Source organism: Bradyrhizobium lablabi (assembly GCF_018129385.1).
Classification (GTDB): Bacteria; Pseudomonadota; Alphaproteobacteria; order Rhizobiales; family Xanthobacteraceae; genus Bradyrhizobium; species Bradyrhizobium lablabi_C.
On record NZ_JAFCLN010000017.1, the window covers coordinates 1 to 19620 of the forward strand.

The following is a 19620-nucleotide window of genomic DNA, read 5'->3' on the forward strand; positions in this document are numbered from 1 at the left end:
GCCAACGGCGAGGATACCCGCCGCTGAGCCGAGAATAAGGCTCTTAACCATCTTCATGTTAAACCTCCAAGTTGCTCTAAAGGGAAGGTTCCGGATCCGCCGGGCTGACGCCCTAGGTTGGTTCCCTTGTCCCCTGTAACCACCGCCTAGCCGCTTCGCGCTTTCGGACACTCCCGCAAAAAACGCGAGGGACTTAAGCGAACCACCTAAAACGGGACGACCTCGGGATGCCCCCCTCCGTCGCGCAGTCAGAATTACCGATGCACCCTGCACACGCAACAAAGGAACCGCTTCGAAACCCCTGACTCGGACCGTTTTTGGAATTGTGTTGCACAAATAGCACGCGTCCGTGATCGAGCCGTCCTCGCAAGTATTTGTTTTGTAAAAGATTTTTCTGACGGTTCCATTTGATGTCCGGATCGGCATCGAGATGCCCGTCGCGCCGCTATCCACCGCGCAGACCACTCGTCACCTCGAATCGGCAACGAGATTCGATGCCGTTCCTGGAAAGATATGAAGACCGCGCCTGCGCGATGCGACGACGCTGTATTCTCGCGTGGCCGCGCAGCGCAAAGCCCGCGCCCGCAATCCAGGAAATGCAAGAAACCCTTATTTCTTCGGCACAACTTGCATCGTCGATGTGGGGTGCAATGAAGCTGCCAGGCGAATCGCGCGAAGCTCACGCCAGCCGCCAAAATCAAACAGCGGCACGCGACTCGATAAGAAGCGGCATGCACCACTCTTTATTAGTGCGAGAAGCTCGTCCTCTCCGGGGGCGTTCGAACCGCCGCCGGATTTCCGCCCTTGTCGCATTTCTGACACGCGCCATGAATCGGGCGTTTTCGGCATCCCGGCTGCCGCAAGGCCGCTCCGGCGCCCTTCGGATAAATCATTTGAATCTGTCGCTTGCGGCTCGCCCTCACGTCGGGCATATCGGCCTCAACGGAGACGTGGCCGAGTGGCTGAAGGCGGCGGTTTGCTAAACCGTTATAGGCTTGTAAAGGCCTATCGAGGGTTCGAATCCCTCCGTCTCCGCCATGATAGAGAAATAAGACATTGATTTGGTTCGGTTTATTTTGACTACCGGCCCACTGTCCCCACCGGATTCTCCACCTGATGGTTCGGCTTAATTCGCGAAAAACGTCGCCCCTGAAAGCATGTCGACTTAGCCAGACGGACTTGGGCTGACGTCGCCATACCGGAGCACATCAATCCAATTGCGCGTATCGATATCCGCTCCCCAACGCGAACATGCTTCGCGTGATGCCGTCGCTAGGCGTATCGCTCCGAATCGTTGGAGCCGACGTTTGATGAACTGGCGCGCTGTCATGAGAGCGGAAGCGGTTTTTGATTTGCCTCATGCAAATGCCGATCACGACGCACTCCGTCGCGACCTCGCTATACGCGCACTGTCCTGGCAGCAGCTTTACGATCCACTGTTGCCCGACATTTTCCTTGCCTGCATTGCCTCCGGGCCCGAGGTGCGATCGATAGGTTGAACTTCTACTTCGTCACTCTGGGCCGGCTTGGCGTAGCGGTGCTTGCAGGCGGCGCGGCAGAAATCGCAAACGTCAGCCACGTATTCCAGCCTGAGGGCCGATTTGCCGCATCGAATTCCCCGTATCCCTTCAGGTTCAGGTATCCCTGCAGGCCATCACCCATTGGAAAAATATAGCCTGCCTGCGGGCCAATACCGAGAACGCGCGACCTGAAACCTCCGAGTATCGGAGATCCGCCCTGATCATCGGTAATCTGCTGATAGGCGTATCCCACCAGACCAACAAAGACCTGCTTCGAGAGAAACTTCGACGCCCCCCAGTCGAAATGGAAATCGACACCGCTTTGAACCTGCGTAGCAGGATTCTTGAAGTTGTACGTGAAGCCCGCAACGGCCGACAATTCGTGTCCCGTCACGGGATTCAGGTAGGTGTAGCCGCCGCCCGCATCGATGGCTCCGTGGCCGATGCCAATATTGGAAAGGCGGCTGGGATCATAAGCGCCTACCGGAATATCGCCGGTCGCGTAGGTCATGTAGTTGTGGACGCCGTCATTCCACTTCAGCGTAACCATCGGATAGAGGTCGCCGAACCCAACGAGCGAGTCTGATATGCTTCCCGTACGGGTGACCGCAAATGGTCCAAATCCCGCCGTCAGCGTGCCGTCGAGTGTCGTGCTGTTTCGACCGAATACTCCGATGACCCCCATGGCCAGCTGACCGCCGAGCACCGGTGTCGCGAAAGTGTATGTCGGAGCCAGGAAGACCAGGTCCGGAGGCGCACTCAAATTGACGTTCAGGCTGACGTTGACGTTCGGGGCAAACCGGCCGACCTGAATTTCTCTTGCAGCCGCAGCCGCACCTGAGGCCTCAACGCTGGTATGGTAATAGATGGCCCCAAGCGACCAGCCAGGGGCGGTAGGCACTGCCGCCAGACTGCCGAATCGACCGGGCACCCAATAGGATATGCCGCTCTCGTCAGCTTGAGCGACGCTGGCGCCAAAGGTCGCAACGAGCATGATTCCGAGTGCGGAAACTGCTTTCATTTACGCCTCCTCTGCCTCGCTCGATCGGAGCAACAGTCTATCTAAACCACTCTCACGCGTCCGTTGCGGATGGGTCACATCCTGCGGTTTAGCTGGCGCCGTTCGGCTATTCCTGCAATCGTACACATGCTGGGATCCATGGTGATATTGGACCAAAGGGAAGTTTCGTCAGAATGGCAGGCGAACTCGGGCTTGCGGGGCCAAGCGGGCATCTCAGGGTGAATTGCTTCCAGCGGTGCCGAGCAGCTTTAAGCGAGGGCGTCGAACTGCCGATAAATCACATAGGACAACGCGAGTAGCTCAAGGTGAATTCCGGCATTCCCGGGAAAATTCGTGCAATTGTGTTGTCGTCGATGATTTTCGCGCTGAGTTGAACGTTCGATGTCATGATGTCATCCGCACATCTGGCAAGCATGTGGACGACATCACCCTGCTCCTTCCGCCTTGTGATCGTGCACGTTTGCATTTGGCCTCGCACTCTATCCCCCTCCAGGATAAATCCTCCGCCGTACTGATCGGAATCCTGCCGAAAGGAGATTGCGCCATCCTTCTTTATGAAAACCTTGCTGCAAGCGGAGGGAGCGGTAGCCCACGAACCGGTTAAATCGACGGCCTTCACCGTGGCGGCAAACCCGATCCAGCCGGATATCAATGCGCAAAGCGCGGCGAGGCTTCTCAATTTCATCTGTCTCTCCTTGTAGGCCTGCTTCATTTTATTGGGCGAATTTGACGATCGCGATGACTCCTAGTCGAAGGGAAAGACGCGCTTCCAGTCTCGCTTCATGTCGACTACGGTCCACTTGTTCTCCGCGGCGGCATCCAGGGCGACGTTGAGTTTGCCGAAATGCGACTGGCGGTCGTAGGCATACTCACGCTCCGCATCGGTGTGATGGACGATCAGGCCAAAGCGCGCGCCGCCGGCGCCGAGCGTCGCCCATTGCAGCATTTCGAGATCGCCGTCGGAGTTGCCGAAAGCGGCGATAGGACGGCGACCGATATGCTCGTTGATACCGATTGGCTTTCCCGTCTTATCGTCGATGAAGTTGATTTCGGGCAGCCGGAAAAGTGTTGGCGCACCGTCTTTCATCTCAAATCGGGTCTTGATCGACGACCCGACAACCTGCTCCGGCGGTACGCCGTAGATTCGCTCGGTCCACGGCCGCATGAATTCGATGCCGCCGCCTGAGACGATGAAGGTCTTGAACCCATTTGCCCGAAGGTGGGCCAGCAATTCCAGCATCGGCTGGTAGACCAGCTCGGTATAGGGTCGCTTGAAGCGGTGATCACGCGCGGTCGCGAGCCAGTCGGTGACGATCTTCTCAAACTGTGCCGTGGTCATGCCGGCATGCGTCACAGCGATGATTTCGACCAAGCCTTTTTCACCGGAAGCCGCCAGCGCTTTCGGGTCGCCGTCCAGCACCGCTGCGAACGGCTGCTTGGTCTTCCAGTCCGGATGCATGGGCGCAAGGGCCTTCACCCGGTCAAGCGCAAAAGCCAGTTGCACATACATCGGCTGCTCAATCCAGAGGGTGCCGTCATTGTCGAAGGTCGCGATGCGTTGCTCCGCCGGCACGAAGTAAGGTCCGCCTTGCGTCGTGACCCGCGCGACAAAGTCGAGAATGGACGATTTCGTCGCGCCGTCGTTCCAGGATGGCAGCGGGTCGCGCTGCGCCTGCGCCACTCCAGTGGTAGAATGCAGTGCCGCGGACAGCACCGGAAGCATCGCCAGGGACGAGAGCAGAACGCGGCGGTCGAGAACAGGAGATCGTATGATGCGTTTCATGGACACCCTCCCGATTGCAATCAGTCAGCCTAAAACCGTGTCATGTTTGCGCTTGGCGCGTTCGGGCTTTTTACCAGGCTTGCCTTGTATTGTTCCACCGCGCCGAGAAGTGGCCCGAGCACCCAATTGTACATCTCGCCGATATTGTGCTCCTCGCGCGGGTCGGCTTCGATGTTGAAGACCCTGGGATAGCCGTTCATCGGCGCGGCGCTGGAGCCGATCCCACCCATCAGAGTTGCACCCCCCTCGCCGCTTCTGCCTGGCGCGACATCGACGAAATAAGCGCGGAATTGCTTCCAGCGCGCCGCGACGAGGTCGGGACCGACGAAGGTCAGCAAATGCTCGCGACGTCCCGTGTCATTGTGACCAAGCAGCAAGTCGCTCTGGTCGATACCGTCGATCGGCCGGTCGTCCGGCATCCTGCCGCCGGCAAGCCGTGCGAAGGTTGGGAAGAAATCCATAATTGAGAACATGGCATTGGATGATCGCGGCCGGATATGGTCCGGCCAGCGGATGATGGCGGCGGTGCGGATCGCACCTTCGCTCACGTCACCGAGCGCTCCCCGGTAGGGTCCGGGCGATCCGATGTCCGGCATGTCGCCGCCGAATGCACGCGCCCCAGGTCCGTCGGGGCCATTGTCGGATGCGAAGACCGCGATAGTGTCCTTCGCCAAGCCGAGATCGTCGAGTGCATCGAGCATTTTCCCGACGATGGCATCGCCTTCCATCAGGGAATCGCCGAACTGGCCGATGCGCGACGCTCCCTCGAATCGTTTCGACGGCAGGTTCGGAAAGTGCGTCCGGGAGATCGGTAGATACAGAAAGAATGGTCTACCCGCCTGCTTCTGGCGCTTCATGAAATCGACGCCGCGATCCACCAGCTCCCAGTCGATCTCGCGTCGCACTTCCTCAGTGTAGGGCTTGACCGCCTTGAGCGGTTCGCCTCGCTTCGCTTCGACGATTTGCGGACCCTTGTCGAGCGGAACGTCGAGCGTCTTGGTCAGGCGGGTCTGACGGATCATTCCGAACGCATCCCAGGTGTCGGCCGGCGGAATGCCATAGTATTCGTCGAAACCCTTGTTTTGTGGCTGGCTGTATGGCTGCGCACCGAGGTGCCACTTGCCGAAGATTGCGGTGGCATAGCCGGTTTCGCGCAGCATCTCGGCCATGGTCACTTCCTTCGCCGGGAGCGAAAAAGTCGATCCGTCGACCGCAACCAGCGACAGGCCGGAGCGGATGGAATAGCGCCCCGTCATCAGCGCCGCGCGCGACGGCGTGCAGGCCGGCTCGACCAGGAACTGTGTCAGCCGCAAGCCTTCGGCGGCGAGTTGATCGAGGCGCGGTGTTGGTGCACCGCGCAATTCACCACCGCCATAGACGCCGATGTCGCCGTACCCGGTATTGTCGGCAAGAATGACAAGGATGTTGGGCTTCTGCTGCTGTGCAATGGCTGGCGCAACGGCGGTCAACGCCGTCGCCGCCAGGAAAAGAAGAGCTCTGGGCCAGATAGTCGTAGCAACGGCGGTCATCCGCGCCTCTGGATACCAAGATAGTTGAAACCTGCTTCCGACCGATTTCCTGTACAACGACTCGAAACGAGCCGAAGCAATCGAATGTGCGTTTGAGGAGCGACCGATCCTTACGGACCGGCCGCTGCCCATCCTGTTTGGCTATCGCACTTGACGTTGCAACTAGTCGCTGCGGCCGGCCGTCTTCATATTCTGAACTTGCCGCATGACCTGTTCCAGGTTGTAGCTGGCCGGGTCCTGTAGCGGCGGGAACTTGATGTAGGACTCGAGGTGCATCAACCAAAGCTGCTGGCCGATGGGCAGCAAGTTCCAGTCATAGACGTAGGCGGTCGACGGAGCAGCAATCGCGCCGCCCATGCCGAACAGTGTCTTCTGTTGCGCACCCACCGAGGTCTCGAAGGGATCGCGCTTGATGTTGACGACCTGGGTCCAGGAGTAGGGCTGCACACCCGAAACGAAGCCCGCCGGGTCGTCGGACACCATTGCGAAATACATCTTCCAGTTCTTGTAGCGAACCGCCGACGGCGTCGTGCTGGAGTAGTACAGGAAGTGGTCGCGTGCCGACTTCTCGGACTTGCCGCTCAGGTAGTCGATCTGGTTGATGCCATCGAGCGTGGTCTTGACGATGCCGGGATATTCACCAGCCTCGATCCGTCGCTTCAGTGCGTCGCTTTTCGGGCCGCCGGCGATCTCGACGAGAGTCGGAAGCCAGTCAAGGGCGGCAAACATTTCGTTCTTCACCGTGCCGGGCTTGATGACGCCTGGCCACCGGATCACCATCGGGGCGCGCATCCCGCCCTCCCAGGTACTCAACTTGCCGCCCTTGAACGGCGTGACGCCGCCGTCCGGGAAGGTAATTGTCTCGGCGCCGTTGTCGGTGGTGAAGACCACGATCGTGTTGTTGAGTTGGCCGATGTCTTCCAGCTTCTTGAGCACCACGCCGATGTTGTCGTCCATCTGCTTCATGCCGGCTTCATTGATGCCCCAATCCTTGCCGCCGGTCTCGCCCAACATCCCCAGATATTTGTCATTCAGCACAGTCGTGATGTGCATGCGCGCCGGATTGTACCAGACGAAGAACGGCTTGTTGGTGCGGCGAGGATCGTTGCGATCGAGGAAGTCGACGACCTTGGCCGAGATTTCCTCGTCGATCCCCTTCGATCGCTCAAGCGTAAGCGGGCCCTCGTCCTTGCATGTTTGTTTAGCGGGACTGCCGTCGGATGACGTGCACGCGAGCATCGGACGCGGTGGCGTCAAGCAGACCGTGGTCTTGGGATCCACCGCGCCGGCAACCTCGGGCACACCGGGGATCGGCGTGTTCCTGCATGGCGGCGCGACGGTCTGCTGGGTTGCGGTCTTGTTGATGTCTGGGAAGCTCACCCCCTGCATGGCATCGAGGTGATAGAGGTAGCCCCAGAATTCCTGGAAACCATGCGCGGTCGGCAGCGAGTCGGTGTGGTCGCCGAGATGGTTCTTGCCGAACTCTCCGGTGTTGTAGCCGAGATCGAGCAAGAACCTGGCAAGGTGCGGCGTGCCGGTCCGCAGATAGGACGGGCTGCCGGGAATTTCCGGCAAGGTCATGCCGACGCGAACCGGCTGCATGCCCGTGATGAAGGCCGTACGCCCGGCCGTGCAGCTTTGCTCGGCGTAATAGTGCGTGAACATCGCGCCTTCGTTGCCGATGCGATCGATGTTGGGCGTCTCCCCAACCATCAATCCGCGGTGGTAGATGCTCGGCTGCATCCAGCCGATGTCGTCACCCATGATGAAAAGGATGTTTGGTTTTTGCTGGTTTTGCGCCACGGCCGGTGTGCTGACCGGTCCGGACAGCGACATCAGCATGGTTGCGCCGAGTAACGCGGCGCAGCGCTTGTGCCAACCTGCCTTCTCTGGCGGCGCAGTTAAGCCATGAGGTGGATTGTCGTTCAGCCTGCGGTTAGACATGGCGTCGCTCCCTTGGTTGATCGCTGATGATGTGTCAGTACCGTGATCGCCGGATGCACCGGAATCCAAGATGGCTCGTTGAGGTGTCGACCGGTTCAGCATGTCGCGCTGCCGGCCGGTAGCGCCGGCAGTAGTTCGGCGCGCACAGATGCGAGCCGCCTTTGATGACTTTCCTGGGAATCTTCACGTTGGTCGTTCTGGGATCGTAGCTGTCCGCCTCGCCAGCGCCGCGCGGATTCTGCGGAATGCAGCAGGCCTTCGCCGCATCAGCCTGATGCTTCGGCGAATACCAATCGGCCGTCCATTCCCAGACGTTGCCGATCATGTCGTGCAATCCGTAACCGTTCGGCGGAAAGGCGGTCACCGGCGACGTGCGCTCGAAACCGTCGGCCTTGGTGTTCTGGCGCGGAAATTCACCCTGCCAGGTGTTGGCCATGTGACGGCCGCCCGGCGTGAGCTCGTTGCCCCACGCAAACTCTGTGTCTTCGAGGCCGCCGCGCGCGGCAAATTCCCATTCCGCTTCGGTCGGCATTTCCTTGCCGGCCCATTTTGCATAGGCGAGCACGTCGTTGAACGCCACATGCACGACGGGATGTTCGTCGAGAGCGTCGATGTTGCTATTCGGCCCATACGGATGCCGCCAGTCCGCGCCCTTGGCGAAGGCCCACCACTGGCTGAAGTCGCGCAGGCTGACCGCATGCCTGGGCGGCGAGAACATCAGCGAACCGGCATAGATCATGTGCGGCAGGATGCCCGGATAGTCTTTCGGGTCGGGCGGAATTTCAGCGAATGTGACGTGACCTGTGGCCTTGACGAATTCCGTGAACTGCCGGTTCGTCACCGGGTGCCGGTCCATCCAGAAGCCATCCACGGTGACGCGATGTGCAGGCGCTTCTTCCGGATAATGCTTGTCCGACCCCATGCGAAACGTGCCGCCGGGTATCCAGATCATTGCATCGACGTCTGGAGAATTGTCACAAACGGCGTCGGGAGTGAGCTTGGTTGCAGGGCGCAATATCATCAAAGCGTTACCTTCCCTGCGATGGTCGACATGCTTCTGAGCAGGGGCACGCTACGAAGGAGAATGATCGAACGCTATTGGACCGTGGTCCAACATCGGGCGCTGACGTAGGACGGCCCTGCCCTCAAGGCCAATGTCGCACCGTTCGTTTTGCTGGCAGAATCGTGCGGCGTGTCGGCACCATCGCCGGATTATGAAACAGTCGGGCTCCGGCTCGCACTTCGAAGAGGTCGGAACATGATCAGCCTGTCCATCCGGCGGAAGATCATGGGGATCGCGGTCGTATTGATCGTGCTGATGGCCGTGACCGCCCTGCTTTCGATGGCGTCGGCCATCCAGGTCGGCAACCAGTTGAATGAGCTCGCACGAAGCTACGTTCCTGCCTATGGCCACCTTGCGCGCGCCAACATTCGCTCGGTGGAACGCGCGCTCGAACTGCGGCGAATCGTGATCGAGAAAATCCGATCGCCGTCGAATGACGTCGCCGCCATTCGCGCCAGGTTTGACGCAAAGGGTGGTGAATTTGAGAACGAAATCGGATCGGCCCGCAAGCTTATCGGCGCCCTCGTGGAAAAGCAGGTTGCGGCGGGCGATACCGTGGCGCTGGTGCGGCTCCAAACCCGCATCGATGCGGCCGTCGACGATTCCCGGCGCCATCTCAACGATGAGATCGGCCGCTTACTGAACCTGCTCGATACGGGCAACACAGCGACGGTTGACGAAAGCCTTACCCGCGTCGATGCCCTCCGCAACGAACTCAACGACAAGCTGGACGCAATCCGGGCCGACATGCTGACGTTGCTGCGCGCCGACGCGGATCTCGTCACCCAAACGCAGCATCGTGTGACAATGATAGCCGCGTTCCTGACGCTGCTTGCCGCGATCCTGGGACTGGTATTTTCGCTGATGGTTAGCGCCGGAGTCACGCGGCCTGTCCGGCGCCTTCTGGAGGGCGCCCAGGCCGTGGAGGCCGGCAATTTGAGCGGCAAGGTGCCCATTACGTCGAAGGACGAAATCGGGAGCTTGACGACCGCATTCAATCAAATGGTGGAGCAACTGCGTCTCAAGGAGCGGATACGCGAGACGTTTGGCAAGTATGTCGATCCTCGCATTGTGGAAGGACTGATCGATCGGCCGGTGCTTGCGGCTGAGGGAGAGCGGCGCGTCATGACTGTGCTGTTCTGCGATCTCCGGGGATTTACCAGCACCAGCGAGGGGATGACGCCACAAGGGCTCGTGAAGGTCATGAACCGCTACTTCTCGACCATGTCCGCGCCGATCCGCGAACATGATGGGATCATCGACAAATATATCGGCGATGCCATCATGGCCTATTGGGGCCCTCCCTTTACGGACCACGCCAGCCAGGCGCGGCTGGCAAGCCTGGCCGCCCTGAGAATGCTCGAACTCGTACCGCAGCTCCGAACTGAACTTCCTGAACTGCTCGGCGTTCGCAGCCTTCCCACATCCTTCGATCTGCGCATCGGCATCGCCACCGGAGAGGTGCTGGTGGGCAGCATCGGCTCGGAGCTGATGATGAATTACACGGTGATGGGCGACACGGTTAACCTGGCTTCCCGCCTGGAGGGAGCCAACAAGGAATATGGCGGCCGCATCCTGGTATCGGAGGCGACCATCGCCGGCGCCTCCGATGCAGTGGAGCCGCGCGAGATCGATCGGGTTGCCGTGCTCGGACAAAGCCAGCCACAGCCGGTATTCGAGATCATGGGGCGCAAGGGTGAACTGACGCCGGCACAGCTCGCCCTGCGCGACCGGTTCGCGCAGGGACTGGCCTGTTACAGGAGCCGGCGATGGGAGGAAGCGCGTCGTGCTTTCGAGGCGGGTCTCGCTGTCGTTCCTGGCGACGGACCGTCGAAAACCTTCATCGCCCGGTTGAACAAGCTGGCCGCGACCCCGCCTCCGGAAGAATGGGATGGTTCCTGGCGCCTGGCGGAGAAGTAGGGCCGAACTTTGAGCGCGACCGAACAAGCAGGATTGCTGACAGGATCGGACGAACAACATGAAACTCATTCCATCCGCGATCCTCTGCCTCTTCCTGATTTCGATTCCGGCACTGGCCCAGCAGCCGTCCGGATCGCCATCTGCTGAATCCGCTTTTGGTGCCCTGCCCGGCCGCTGGGTGCGGCTACAGGGCGGTTATGTGATCACCATCAGGGCCGTGGATGCCGACGGCAAACTTGATGCGAGTTACGCAAATCCAAGGCCGCTGCCCTTTCACACGGCCGTCGCCAGCAAGGACGGCAATGTGCTCAAGCTATCGTTCGAGTTGCGTGCCGCCGGCTACAATGGTTCCACCTACAAACTCCGCTACGACGCGGCGAACGACCGCCTGACCGGCGTCTACGATCAGGTCGTCGCCAGGCAGACATTCGAGGTCGTATTCGTCCGCGACAAACCGTGAGGCCTTTACGTTCGGCTGCGTCTGATGTGCAACCAGTATTGCCGCGGGCGTGGCGGCCACTTGTGGTAGCTTGAGCGACCACATCATCAATCGCTCGTCCAGATTGCCAAGAATTTGAACCTTTGCGCTGGCTACCGCACCCTTGCCGGAAATGCCGGGGGCACGTGCGAGAAAATGACAACATTGTTGCCATTATTGCCCGACCCAGCGTGAAGCTCAGAAGAGACTGCGGCAAAACAAGGTATTCCCGCAGGAGTTGAATGCGGAGGTGATGACGCCGCCGTGGAATCGACCCGATTCAGCGCCAAAATCCCGACTCACGGCCGAATATGGGATTGATTCCCCTCCTTGTCGGCAAAAGCGTTGGCAATTGTTCCAGGCCATAGAACCAAAAGGATTACTCCTGCAACTTGCCCTTCGACCAAATTTTCCCGCTTTCCGCGAGAGGAAACCCCGCCGCGGCCGCCAAGCGTGCTAGGCTTGGCGGCCGGCAGCGAGGAGGCCGCGCAATCAAGCTTTCACTGTTAGTGAATTTGTACTGCATTTGTTGGAAACGGCGGCCTTTTCGAGAATGGCTAGGACGCGCATCACGACTGCCTGGAGCTTTGCGCTCCTTGTATTGCTGGCGTTGGAAGCCCGTTGCGCGGAGCCGAAACGCGTACTTATGCTGCACGCCTTCAACTACACATTTCCGGCAACCAGTTTGATTGCCGACGCGGCACGCAAGCGGCTGCTCGAGCACTCCCCCAATTCAATTGAGATCGACGCGGAATTTCTCGACCTGGCACGAAATACCGATACGCCGCACAAGTTGCGAGCGGCCGCGTTTATCCGCGACAAGTATGGGCAACGTCCTCCCGATCTGGTGATGACTCTCGGCAGTGCAGCACTACCGTTTCTGGTCGCATATCGGGATATGCTTTTCCCAAATGTGCCGGTCGTTTTTACATCGATATCGCCGCAGTCCTATGATGCATTGCAGCCACCACCCGACGTAACCGGGATCGTCACACAGTTCGATCTCGCGAAAACTCTTTCACTTGCGGAGCGGCTCCAACCGGAGGCGCAGCGTCTGGTTGTCGTCGCCGGTAGTGGCGAGACGGATCGCCGCTGGCACCCTGTCGCCCGCGAGGTGGTTGAAAACTACCAGCGCAAGTTCGAAACAACGTACTTGTTCGGACTTCCGTATTCCGAGATCGCCGACAGATTGTCAAATCTGTCCCGCGATACGATTGTCATTGTCCTGACCGTGTTTGCCGACAGCGAAGGCAAGACTTTCATTCCCGCGCAGGTGGCGGCAGATCTATCGGCGCTGTCTGCTGCCCCGGTGTACGGGCCCTACGATACGTTTATCGGAAAGGGTGCCGTCGGCGGTTTCGTCGAGACATTCGAGTCGGTCGGCGTTGCTGCGGCCGACCTGGCGATCGAACTTCTGAAGGAGACATCGCCGACCATGCTTCCGCCCCGCACGAATCCGGGCCAACACTACCGGGTCGATTACCGGGCGATGCAGCGATGGGGCCTGAAAGAACGGGATTTGCCTCCTGGTACTGCTGTTATGTTCAAGCAGCCAACGATCTGGGATGAGCATCGCGGCATCGCTCTTGCGGGACTCTTTGTCGTCGGCTTGCAAGCGGTGCTCTTGAGCGCGCTGCTAATTCAGCGGCGTCGAAAAATGCGTTTCGAGAATCTACTTTTGGCCAGCGAAGAGCGAATGACCTTTGCCGCCGCCGCTACCAATATCGGGCTCTGGCAGCTTGACCGGGATACGAACAAATTGTGGGCCACAGAGCACTGTAGGACGCTGTTCGGAATCTCGAAGGATGTGCCACTCACGCGAGAGGCGTTGCTGGCGACTGTTCACCCCGACGATGCGGAAATCGCCGGCCGTTCGATGCAACGATCGCTTGAGACGGAACAGGCTTCCAGCAGCGACGTGCGAATTGTCCTGCCGGACAATGGAGTGCGGTGGATACGCATGCGTGCCCGCCGCTATCCCAGGCATAACGGCCGGTCACGTCATCTGGGCGGAATTTTCGTCGATGTTACGGATCAAAAGCTGGCCGAGGCGGAGGCTGCCCTTCAGCGGCAGGAAATTGCGCATCTGATGCGTGTATCTGTCCTGGGCGAACTTTCCGGCTCGATAGCCCACGAAATCAACCAGCCGCTCACCGCCATACTGTCAAACGCCCAGGCGGCACTGCACCTGTTGGGCCAGAAATCGCCAGATCTCGAAGAAATCAGGGATGCCCTCCAGGACATCGTTCATGAAGACAACCGCGCGGGCGAGGTCATTCACCGCCTTCGCCACCTCCTGAAAAAGGGCGAGCGGAAGCTTGAATCTGTCAATATCAATGACCTTGTCACGTCGACGGCCGCCCTGCTCCACAGTGAACTGATTGGCCGCGAAATCGGCATCAGGCTCGACCTGGAGAACAGGCTGTTCCTGACATCGGGGGATTCCGTTCAATTGCAGCAAGTTCTGCTTAATCTTGTCATGAATGGAATGGATGCCATGGCCTCGACCCCCGTCGATCAACGGCATATTCTGATCTCAACGCGCGGGATGGAGAGTGGATCGGTGGAGGTGCGCGTGATCGACCGAGGGCATGGCATTCGCCCTCTGGAAAATGGACGTCTGTTTGAACCGTTTTATACCACAAAGGAGCACGGTCTCGGTCTTGGACTGGCGATCTGCTCGACCATCATACAGGCACATGGTGGACGGCTCACTCTCGTGAACCACCGGGACGGCGGCGTGATCGCGATGTTTTCGTTACCGAGCCGGGAGGCCAGAGCATCGTGACAGATGAATTTACTGTCTATCTGGTTGATGACGACGCGGGCGTGCGGAAAGGGCTGTCGCGATTGCTTCGCGCCAGGGGCTACGATGTTCGGCCTTACTCCTCTCCAACGGAATTTCTCCAGCAGCATGATCCTGCGGCGCCGGGCTGCGCCGTGCTGGACGTTGCGATGCCGGGCCTCAACGGTCTTGAGCTTCAGCAGGCGCTCACGGCGGGGGGATCGCACCGACCCATCATATTCATCACCGGAAAGGGCGACATTCCTACGAGCGTGCGGGCCATGAAAGCCGGCGCACTGGATTTTCTGACCAAGCCGGTTCGCGAGCCGGACTTGCTCGAAGCGATCTTGCGCGCCAAAACCCGGGATGCCGAACACCGTCGCGTCAACTCCGAACTGGACTTGATCCGGGCTAAGATGAACACGCTGACACCGCGCGAACGCGAGGTGCTCGTGCATGTGGTAGCCGGCCGATTGAACAAGCAGATTGCCGCCGATTTGGGTACCGTCGAAAAGACCATCAAGGTTCATCGCAGCCGGATGATGGAAAAGTTGGGCATACGCGGCGTCGCCGATCTGGTCCGGATGGCTGAAAAGGCCCATATCTCGAAATAACGATCAGGCCTCTATTGGACCAACGGTCAACTCGACTGACAATCAAACCTGACGTCATTATCACTCATGGCGAACGATCTTCCCTCGATCGCTCTGGTCGACGATGATCCGGCCGTGCTCAGAGCATTGAGCAGGCTGCTGCGATCCCATACCTTCCTTGTCCGAACATATGAATCGGGCCAGGAGTTTCTCGCGTCGCTGCCTGGTGGGCTTCCCGATTGCCTGATTGTCGATCTTCAAATGCCGACCATGAGCGGGTACGAGTTGCAACAGCATCTGGTACGAAGCAGCTTCAATATCCCGACGATCATGATCACGGCTAACCGCCAGGCTGGCCTTCATCAGGAAAACCCTGGATTGGTGGCCTTTCTGTTGAAGCCCCTACAGGAAAGCACCTTGCTTGCCGCTATCAATCGAGCAATCGATGTTTCACGCGAGTGTCGTTAGCAACGAGGTCAAAATCAGTTTCTTTATGTACCGCCGGGTATCCAGATCATTTTTGATGGACCATCGCAAATGGCGATATCGCGCGCTCGCTTAGGCTTCGCTCTCAAGGCGTCACGCCCCGGTCGATGCGTGCCACGCTAGGTGACGAAACCCTCGCGCAGTAGCTGATCGGGTGCCGACATTCGGTATCGCGAGGGATGCGGCTGGATGAGAAAATGCAGAACGGCTAAGGGCCTATCGGTTGGTTGTCGGATCATGTTAGACGTCGCCGGACGCCAATTTGGCGGACTCCGTCTCCGCCAGATTTCGCTGTTCTCAGCCGACGGACGCACAGCAAGGCCATGTCGAAGCGCCTGCCTTCATCTCCTGAACGGTCCGGTGCGAGCCATCCGGCGCTCGAACGGGCGATTCTGGCGCTCCAGATCGGCCGCCCCGATGAAGCCGAGCGCCTGGCCTCCGAGGTGCTGAAGGCCAGCCGCAGCAACATCGCAGCGGCGCAAATTCTCGGTCGCGCCCTGCTGATGCAGAACAAGATCGCCGAGGCGATCGTGCCGTTGGAAAAAGCGGCGCGGCGAAGCGAAGATCCCGCCATCGAAACGCTGCTCGGCAGTGCATTGGCGTCGGCCGGACGATCGAGCGAGGCCATCGAGCAATTGCGTCTGGCAATCGCGCGGCGTCCGCCCTACCCGCCGGCTTTTGCCGAACTCGGCGGCCAGCTCAGCAAGCTTGGACGCATCGAAGAGAGCATCGCGATGTTCGAAAGCGGGCTCGCGCTCACGCCTGGCGCCAGATCTTCTCATGGGGCTTGGCTATCTTCATCTGAAGACCAATGACCGCGCCAAGGCGCGCTCCCTGTTCTTGCAGGTGCAGGCCGCAGAGCCACACCGGCTCGATGTCTTGAGCGCACTCGCCAGCGTGATGGCGCTGGACGGCGAACATGCCGCGGCGGCCGATCTATATCGGCGCGTGCTGGGCCAGCGGCCCGCGGATGCCTTGATGCGTTATTATCTCGGCAAATGCCTGCTCGAGCTCGGCAATCGCGATGCCGGAGAAGCGGCGCTGCGCGCCTCGGCAAGCGCCGGCCTGCAAGCGACCGGCGCCGCGGTAGCAGCGCTCAGCGCGGCCCCGCACGGCCGTTTCTTCCTGCGGCCAAGCGCGGTCGCCAACTTCCTGCGCGTCAAACAGAACTAGACGTCATGCTCTACCTTTTTGTTTGAGCATGATCTCCGCGCAAACGCGTTCGCGTTTGTCGCGAGGGAAAACCGGTATCCACTTTTCCGGATCATGCTCTAGGCGCGGAACTGCCGGCGATAGACCCCGCGCTCGCCATAGACCGCATTGGTGGTGTCATGCACGCGCTGCGTCTCTTCATCGGTGAAGGCAGCGGTGCGCGCGGACCATTTGTCCCGCTTGATCGGAAAACATTGCGCGACCGGCGTCCCCTTCGGCAGCACGCCATTGAAATCCGCATCGTGCCAGAAGGCCGGAAAGTGAATCCAGCCGTCGTGATAGAGGTCGCAATCGACCATGCCGGTAATGGTGGTGAACGGCAGATCGAAACGATTGACCGGGTGGGTGAACAGCAGTGAAAAACCTGCGGGCGCCTCGATCGTCCAGACGTTGTGGAATTTGATCATGAAGCGGTCGGCATCGAACAGCGGCGTGCCGGTGACCTGGCTGGGGTCATGGAATCCGATCGGCGAGCGCACGAAGCCGACCGACCCGCCGGGCGGCAGCTCGTAGTCCCACGAGAACTCGCCGTTCTCGACTTTCACGTCGCAGAGCAAGGGGATCAAAAATCCGCTCGTCATGGCATCGACGAAAGGCGGACAGCGCTTGACCGTATCGGTTTCTTTGGCAAGGGACGCGTTGAACGCCTGCTGCGGCATCGCCTTGAACCATGCCGGCAGACCAAGTCCGGCCGGCACGGGCGGCGGCGCTATGCCGTCCAATTCCCTGGGGCAGCGGAACGTCAGCGTCATTTCTTGTTCGGACATCGGGCCTGCCAGCGTTGATGGGAGCGTGGAGCCGCCAGCCTTATCATTTGGCGGATGCGCGTGACCAGACAATAGCAGTACTGGCCTCTTGCCGTTCTGGTCTGAGCAACCTGTTCCACCAGCCGATGCAGCCGTGGTATCGATAGGGCAATGATCACGAGACTTGCGATCTCCGGCTATCGATCCCTGCGCGACGTCAGGGTGGCATTGGGTCCCCTCAATGTCGTGACCGGCGCCAACGGCAGCGGTAAATCGAGCCTCTATCGCGCCTTGAAACTGCTGGCGGACATCGCGCAGGGAAGGATCATTCAGTCGCTTGCGGCCGAGGGCGGACTGCAATCGACCCTGTGGGCCGGACCGGAACAGTTCTCACGCGCCATGAAGGCCGGCACGCAACCGGTTCAGGGCACGGTGCGCAAAAATTCCATCAGCCTGAAGCTCGGCTTTGGGGGCACCGACTATGGCTACGCCATCGATCTCGGCCTTCCCCTGCCCGGTGACACCGTATTTTTCAGCGATCCCGTGATCAAGGTCGAAAGTCTGTGGACTGGCGAGCAGATCCGCCGCGCCAACGTGTTCGCAAGCCGTAACGGTCCCGGGGTCCGGATTCGAAACGACGGCGGCGAATGGCAGCAGGTCTACACGCACCTCGCACCGTTCGACAGCATGATGACGCATTGCGGCGATCCCCGCGACGCGATCGAACTGCTGGTGTTGCGCGAGCGGATGCGGGACTGGCGGTTCTACGATCACTTCCGCACCGATCGTGACGCGCCTTCGCGCAAGCCGCAGATCGGCACCTATACGCCGGTCCTCGCCGGCGAAGGCTCGGATTTCGCCGCCGCCATCCAGACCATCCGCGAAATCGGTGCCAGGGACGAGATGGATGCCGCGATCGCCGACGCCTTTCCGGGTGCGCATGTCAGGGTGGTCGGAGCCGATGGGTATTTCGAACTCGAGATGCACCAGCACGGCCTGCTTCGACCGCTGAAGGCTGCCGAGTTGTCCGACGGCACCCTGCGCTATCTTCTGCTGGTTGCCGCGCTGCTCTCGCCGCGGCCTCCGGAACTCATGGTGCTCAACGAACCCGAAACCAGCCTGCATCCGGACTTGCTGCCGCCGTTGGCACGGCTGATCGTCCAGGCGTCAAAACGCTCGCAGGTGGTTGTCGTTTCTCATGCCGAAGCGTTGGTCGACGCGCTCGACGCTGACGCCAGTTGCAGGCGGATCGTGCTGGAAAAGCAACTTGGCGAGACCACGGTCAGGGACGGCGACACGCCGGCCTGGGCCTGGCCCTCGCGGTAGCGAAGCAGTCTAGTTGGCGCTGATCCAGGCGCGGGCTTCGCGCTGGGCGGTGGCGATCTCGACCTCGCTCATCAGCTCGGCGACCTCCTGACGGAGCATGATCGCATCCCGGCGGCCCTTCAGCGCGGCGAGATTGAACCATTTGTGCGCGGCGACCAGATTGACGACGCCGGAACGGCCGCTCGCCCAGTAAAGTCCGCGCTCGAAAAGCACGTCCGGGATCGCGGTTTCCGCGATCGGCATCGCCGTATCCAGATCGATATGCCCCTGAAACATCCGTAGCTCCCCTATTATCGTTGGCCGCCTTTTTCCGAGTGCGGCCCCTGCCCAATTTGTTTGAAACGTCCCGCTATTCCCCACGCCGTTTGCCGGCTTGTTGAAGCAGATATGACCGCTAAACTTTGAAGGGCAGTTTAAGTATCGCGATGAACGGGGTGTAAACGCGGGCGCGAAACGTCTTGATAAGAAATTCAAGAAGTGCCTGTGCCGCAGCGGTTTCCTTGCATTCGTGAAGATCGATTCACCGTCGTATTTGGCGAACCGATAACCATTGCCGCAACGTCGGCGTTTTCAATTGCAGATGGACGACGGGTCGCGCGGACCGCAACAACAGCCCATCGCGGACGTCCGGGAACGATTGTTGGACGGCTTCGCGCAGCAAGCGGCGAGCGATCGGACGCCAAACGCCCCAAGGGCTCACAGCGGCGATGCCGTGAACGGTCAGAACAGCCATGTGAGGAAATGAAAAAGCCGGGCACATCCCCCGGCAGGTGGAACGAGGGCGTCGGCGAACACGTCAGGACCAGATCTCGACCAGGCGGTGGGCCCGGTGAAATTGCGGAGCCGTGAAGCATCCGCACCGAACGAAGAAACCTAGTTTCTTCTGCCGGACCGGTTTTCGAGAAACGAAAATTCGATCCAGCCGTTTGACCTGATGTCTCGCCGACACCCTCTTCGTCGACCAGAGCTCTCAGATAGATCGAGAGCCCGAGTGACGCGCCGACGTCAAGCCGCCGGCATCCTCTCAAAGAGCGAGAGTTACTTCTTCTTCTTGGCGACCTTGCGGGTCTTCTTCGCAGTCTTCTTCACTGCGCTCTTCGCCTTCTTCGCCTTCTTTGCCTTCTTAGCCATGTTGCCCTCCTGATGTAGTGAGATGGCTTGATCGCTGCGCGCATTCGGGAATCGAGATGCGCTACATCCCGAATACACCAACA

17 protein-coding genes and 1 tRNA gene are annotated in these 19620 nt (G+C 59.9%); 10 read left to right on the top strand and 8 right to left on the bottom strand.

The window, feature by feature from the left end; all coding sequences use genetic code 11:
• Window positions 1-494: 494 nt before the first annotated feature.
• Both JQ628_RS25765 and JQ628_RS25770 read left to right on the top strand, forming a co-directional pair.
• A complete protein-coding gene (locus tag JQ628_RS25765) occupies window positions 495-983 on the top strand; it encodes a hypothetical protein (RefSeq protein WP_212226775.1) in 489 nt (162 codons plus the stop codon).
• Window positions 945-1038: transfer RNA gene (locus tag JQ628_RS25770), tRNA-Ser, on the top strand. The genes JQ628_RS25765 and JQ628_RS25770 overlap by 39 nt, the downstream gene beginning before the upstream one ends.
• A 465-nt stretch (window positions 1039-1503) precedes the next feature.
• Here the strand turns inward: JQ628_RS25770 and JQ628_RS25775 are convergent.
• The 6 genes from JQ628_RS25775 to JQ628_RS25800 all read right to left on the bottom strand — a co-directional run bounded on the left by JQ628_RS25775 (window position 1504) and on the right by JQ628_RS25800 (window position 8749).
• Window positions 1504-2541: a SphA family protein gene (locus JQ628_RS25775; protein ID WP_212226777.1), complete on the bottom strand. Its 1038-nt coding sequence runs from the start codon at window positions 2539-2541 to the stop codon at window positions 1504-1506.
• Between the two features lie 277 nt (window positions 2542-2818).
• Window positions 2819-3226, bottom strand: a complete 408-nt coding sequence (locus JQ628_RS25780; protein WP_212226778.1) for a hypothetical protein — start codon at window positions 3224-3226, stop codon at window positions 2819-2821.
• A gap of 60 nt (window positions 3227-3286) precedes the next feature.
• Window positions 3287-4264: an HAD family hydrolase gene (locus JQ628_RS25785; protein ID WP_212227087.1), complete on the bottom strand. Its 978-nt coding sequence runs from the start codon at window positions 4262-4264 to the stop codon at window positions 3287-3289.
• An 89-nt stretch (window positions 4265-4353) separates the two neighbouring features.
• Complete coding sequence (locus JQ628_RS25790; protein ID WP_249128418.1) at window positions 4354-5985, bottom strand: arylsulfatase; 1632 nt, start codon at window positions 5983-5985, stop codon at window positions 4354-4356.
• 30 nt (window positions 5986-6015) lie between these two features.
• The gene (locus JQ628_RS25795; protein WP_212227091.1) at window positions 6016-7689 is read right to left on the bottom strand and encodes an arylsulfatase; all 1674 of its coding nucleotides are present in this window, start codon (window positions 7687-7689) and stop codon (window positions 6016-6018) included.
• 142 nt (window positions 7690-7831) lie between these two features.
• Window positions 7832-8749: a formylglycine-generating enzyme family protein gene (locus tag JQ628_RS25800; RefSeq protein WP_212226780.1), complete on the bottom strand. Its 918-nt coding sequence runs from the start codon at window positions 8747-8749 to the stop codon at window positions 7832-7834.
• A gap of 306 nt (window positions 8750-9055) precedes the next feature.
• Here JQ628_RS25800 and JQ628_RS25805 point away from each other — a divergent pair, with 306 nt between their 5' ends.
• The 7 genes from JQ628_RS25805 to JQ628_RS34610 all read left to right on the top strand — a co-directional run bounded on the left by JQ628_RS25805 (window position 9056) and on the right by JQ628_RS34610 (window position 16295).
• The gene (locus JQ628_RS25805; protein WP_212226782.1) at window positions 9056-10780 is read left to right on the top strand and encodes an adenylate/guanylate cyclase domain-containing protein; all 1725 of its coding nucleotides are present in this window, start codon (window positions 9056-9058) and stop codon (window positions 10778-10780) included.
• 58 nt (window positions 10781-10838) lie between these two features.
• On the top strand, window positions 10839-11240 hold the full coding sequence (locus tag JQ628_RS25810) for a hypothetical protein (RefSeq protein ID WP_212226783.1): 402 nt from the start codon (window positions 10839-10841) through the stop codon (window positions 11238-11240).
• Window positions 11241-11904: 664 nt separating this feature from the next.
• The gene (locus JQ628_RS25815) at window positions 11905-14046 is read left to right on the top strand and encodes a sensor histidine kinase (RefSeq protein ID WP_212226784.1); all 2142 of its coding nucleotides are present in this window, start codon (window positions 11905-11907) and stop codon (window positions 14044-14046) included.
• Complete coding sequence (locus tag JQ628_RS25820) at window positions 14043-14657, top strand: response regulator transcription factor (RefSeq protein WP_212226785.1); 615 nt, start codon at window positions 14043-14045, stop codon at window positions 14655-14657. Before JQ628_RS25815 ends, JQ628_RS25820 begins: the two co-directional genes overlap by 4 nt.
• Before the next feature lie 66 nt (window positions 14658-14723).
• The gene (locus JQ628_RS25825) at window positions 14724-15104 is read left to right on the top strand and encodes a response regulator transcription factor (protein ID WP_212226786.1); all 381 of its coding nucleotides are present in this window, start codon (window positions 14724-14726) and stop codon (window positions 15102-15104) included.
• A gap of 341 nt (window positions 15105-15445) precedes the next feature.
• Window positions 15446-15937 (top strand): tetratricopeptide repeat protein, encoded by a 492-nt coding sequence (locus tag JQ628_RS34605; protein ID WP_249128422.1) that lies wholly within the window; start codon window positions 15446-15448, stop codon window positions 15935-15937.
• The gene (locus JQ628_RS34610; protein ID WP_249128424.1) at window positions 15903-16295 is read left to right on the top strand and encodes a tetratricopeptide repeat protein; all 393 of its coding nucleotides are present in this window, start codon (window positions 15903-15905) and stop codon (window positions 16293-16295) included. The genes JQ628_RS34605 and JQ628_RS34610 overlap by 35 nt, the downstream gene beginning before the upstream one ends.
• A 98-nt stretch (window positions 16296-16393) precedes the next feature.
• Here JQ628_RS34610 and JQ628_RS25835 read toward each other — a convergent pair whose 3' ends face one another.
• On the bottom strand, window positions 16394-17101 hold the full coding sequence (locus JQ628_RS25835; protein WP_212226787.1) for a hypothetical protein: 708 nt from the start codon (window positions 17099-17101) through the stop codon (window positions 16394-16396).
• A 150-nt stretch (window positions 17102-17251) separates the two neighbouring features.
• Here JQ628_RS25835 and JQ628_RS25840 point away from each other — a divergent pair, with 150 nt between their 5' ends.
• Window positions 17252-18406: an AAA family ATPase gene (locus tag JQ628_RS25840; protein WP_212226788.1), complete on the top strand. Its 1155-nt coding sequence runs from the start codon at window positions 17252-17254 to the stop codon at window positions 18404-18406.
• 9 nt (window positions 18407-18415) lie between these two features.
• Here the strand turns inward: JQ628_RS25840 and JQ628_RS25845 are convergent, their stop codons facing one another.
• Window positions 18416-18682: a hypothetical protein gene (locus JQ628_RS25845; protein ID WP_212226789.1), complete on the bottom strand. Its 267-nt coding sequence runs from the start codon at window positions 18680-18682 to the stop codon at window positions 18416-18418.
• Between the last annotated feature and the right edge of the window lie 938 nt (window positions 18683-19620).

Coding starts and splice junctions, on each gene's coding strand:
- JQ628_RS25765 (WP_212226775.1), top strand. CDS start 495: ATGCCGTTCCTGGAAAGATATGAAGACCGCGCCTGCGCGATGCGACGA.
- JQ628_RS25775 (WP_212226777.1), bottom strand. CDS start 2,541: ATGAAAGCAGTTTCCGCACTCGGAATCATGCTCGTTGCGACCTTTGGC.
- JQ628_RS25780 (WP_212226778.1), bottom strand. CDS start 3,226: ATGAAATTGAGAAGCCTCGCCGCGCTTTGCGCATTGATATCCGGCTGG.
- JQ628_RS25785 (WP_212227087.1), bottom strand. CDS start 4,264: ATGCTTCCGGTGCTGTCCGCGGCACTGCATTCTACCACTGGAGTGGCG.
- JQ628_RS25790 (WP_249128418.1), bottom strand. CDS start 5,985: ATGGGCAGCGGCCGGTCCGTAAGGATCGGTCGCTCCTCAAACGCACAT.
- JQ628_RS25795 (WP_212227091.1), bottom strand. CDS start 7,689: ATGTCGCTGTCCGGACCGGTCAGCACACCGGCCGTGGCGCAAAACCAG.
- JQ628_RS25800 (WP_212226780.1), bottom strand. CDS start 8,749: ATGATCTGGATACCCGGCGGCACGTTTCGCATGGGGTCGGACAAGCAT.
- JQ628_RS25805 (WP_212226782.1), top strand. CDS start 9,056: ATGATCAGCCTGTCCATCCGGCGGAAGATCATGGGGATCGCGGTCGTA.
- JQ628_RS25810 (WP_212226783.1), top strand. CDS start 10,839: ATGAAACTCATTCCATCCGCGATCCTCTGCCTCTTCCTGATTTCGATT.
- JQ628_RS25815 (WP_212226784.1), top strand. CDS start 11,905: ATGCTGCACGCCTTCAACTACACATTTCCGGCAACCAGTTTGATTGCC.
- JQ628_RS25825 (WP_212226786.1), top strand. CDS start 14,724: ATGGCGAACGATCTTCCCTCGATCGCTCTGGTCGACGATGATCCGGCC.
- JQ628_RS34605 (WP_249128422.1), top strand. CDS start 15,446: ATGTCGAAGCGCCTGCCTTCATCTCCTGAACGGTCCGGTGCGAGCCAT.
- JQ628_RS34610 (WP_249128424.1), top strand. CDS start 15,903: ATGGGGCTTGGCTATCTTCATCTGAAGACCAATGACCGCGCCAAGGCG.
- JQ628_RS25835 (WP_212226787.1), bottom strand. CDS start 17,101: ATGTCCGAACAAGAAATGACGCTGACGTTCCGCTGCCCCAGGGAATTG.
- JQ628_RS25840 (WP_212226788.1), top strand. CDS start 17,252: ATGATCACGAGACTTGCGATCTCCGGCTATCGATCCCTGCGCGACGTC.
- JQ628_RS25845 (WP_212226789.1), bottom strand. CDS start 18,682: ATGTTTCAGGGGCATATCGATCTGGATACGGCGATGCCGATCGCGGAA.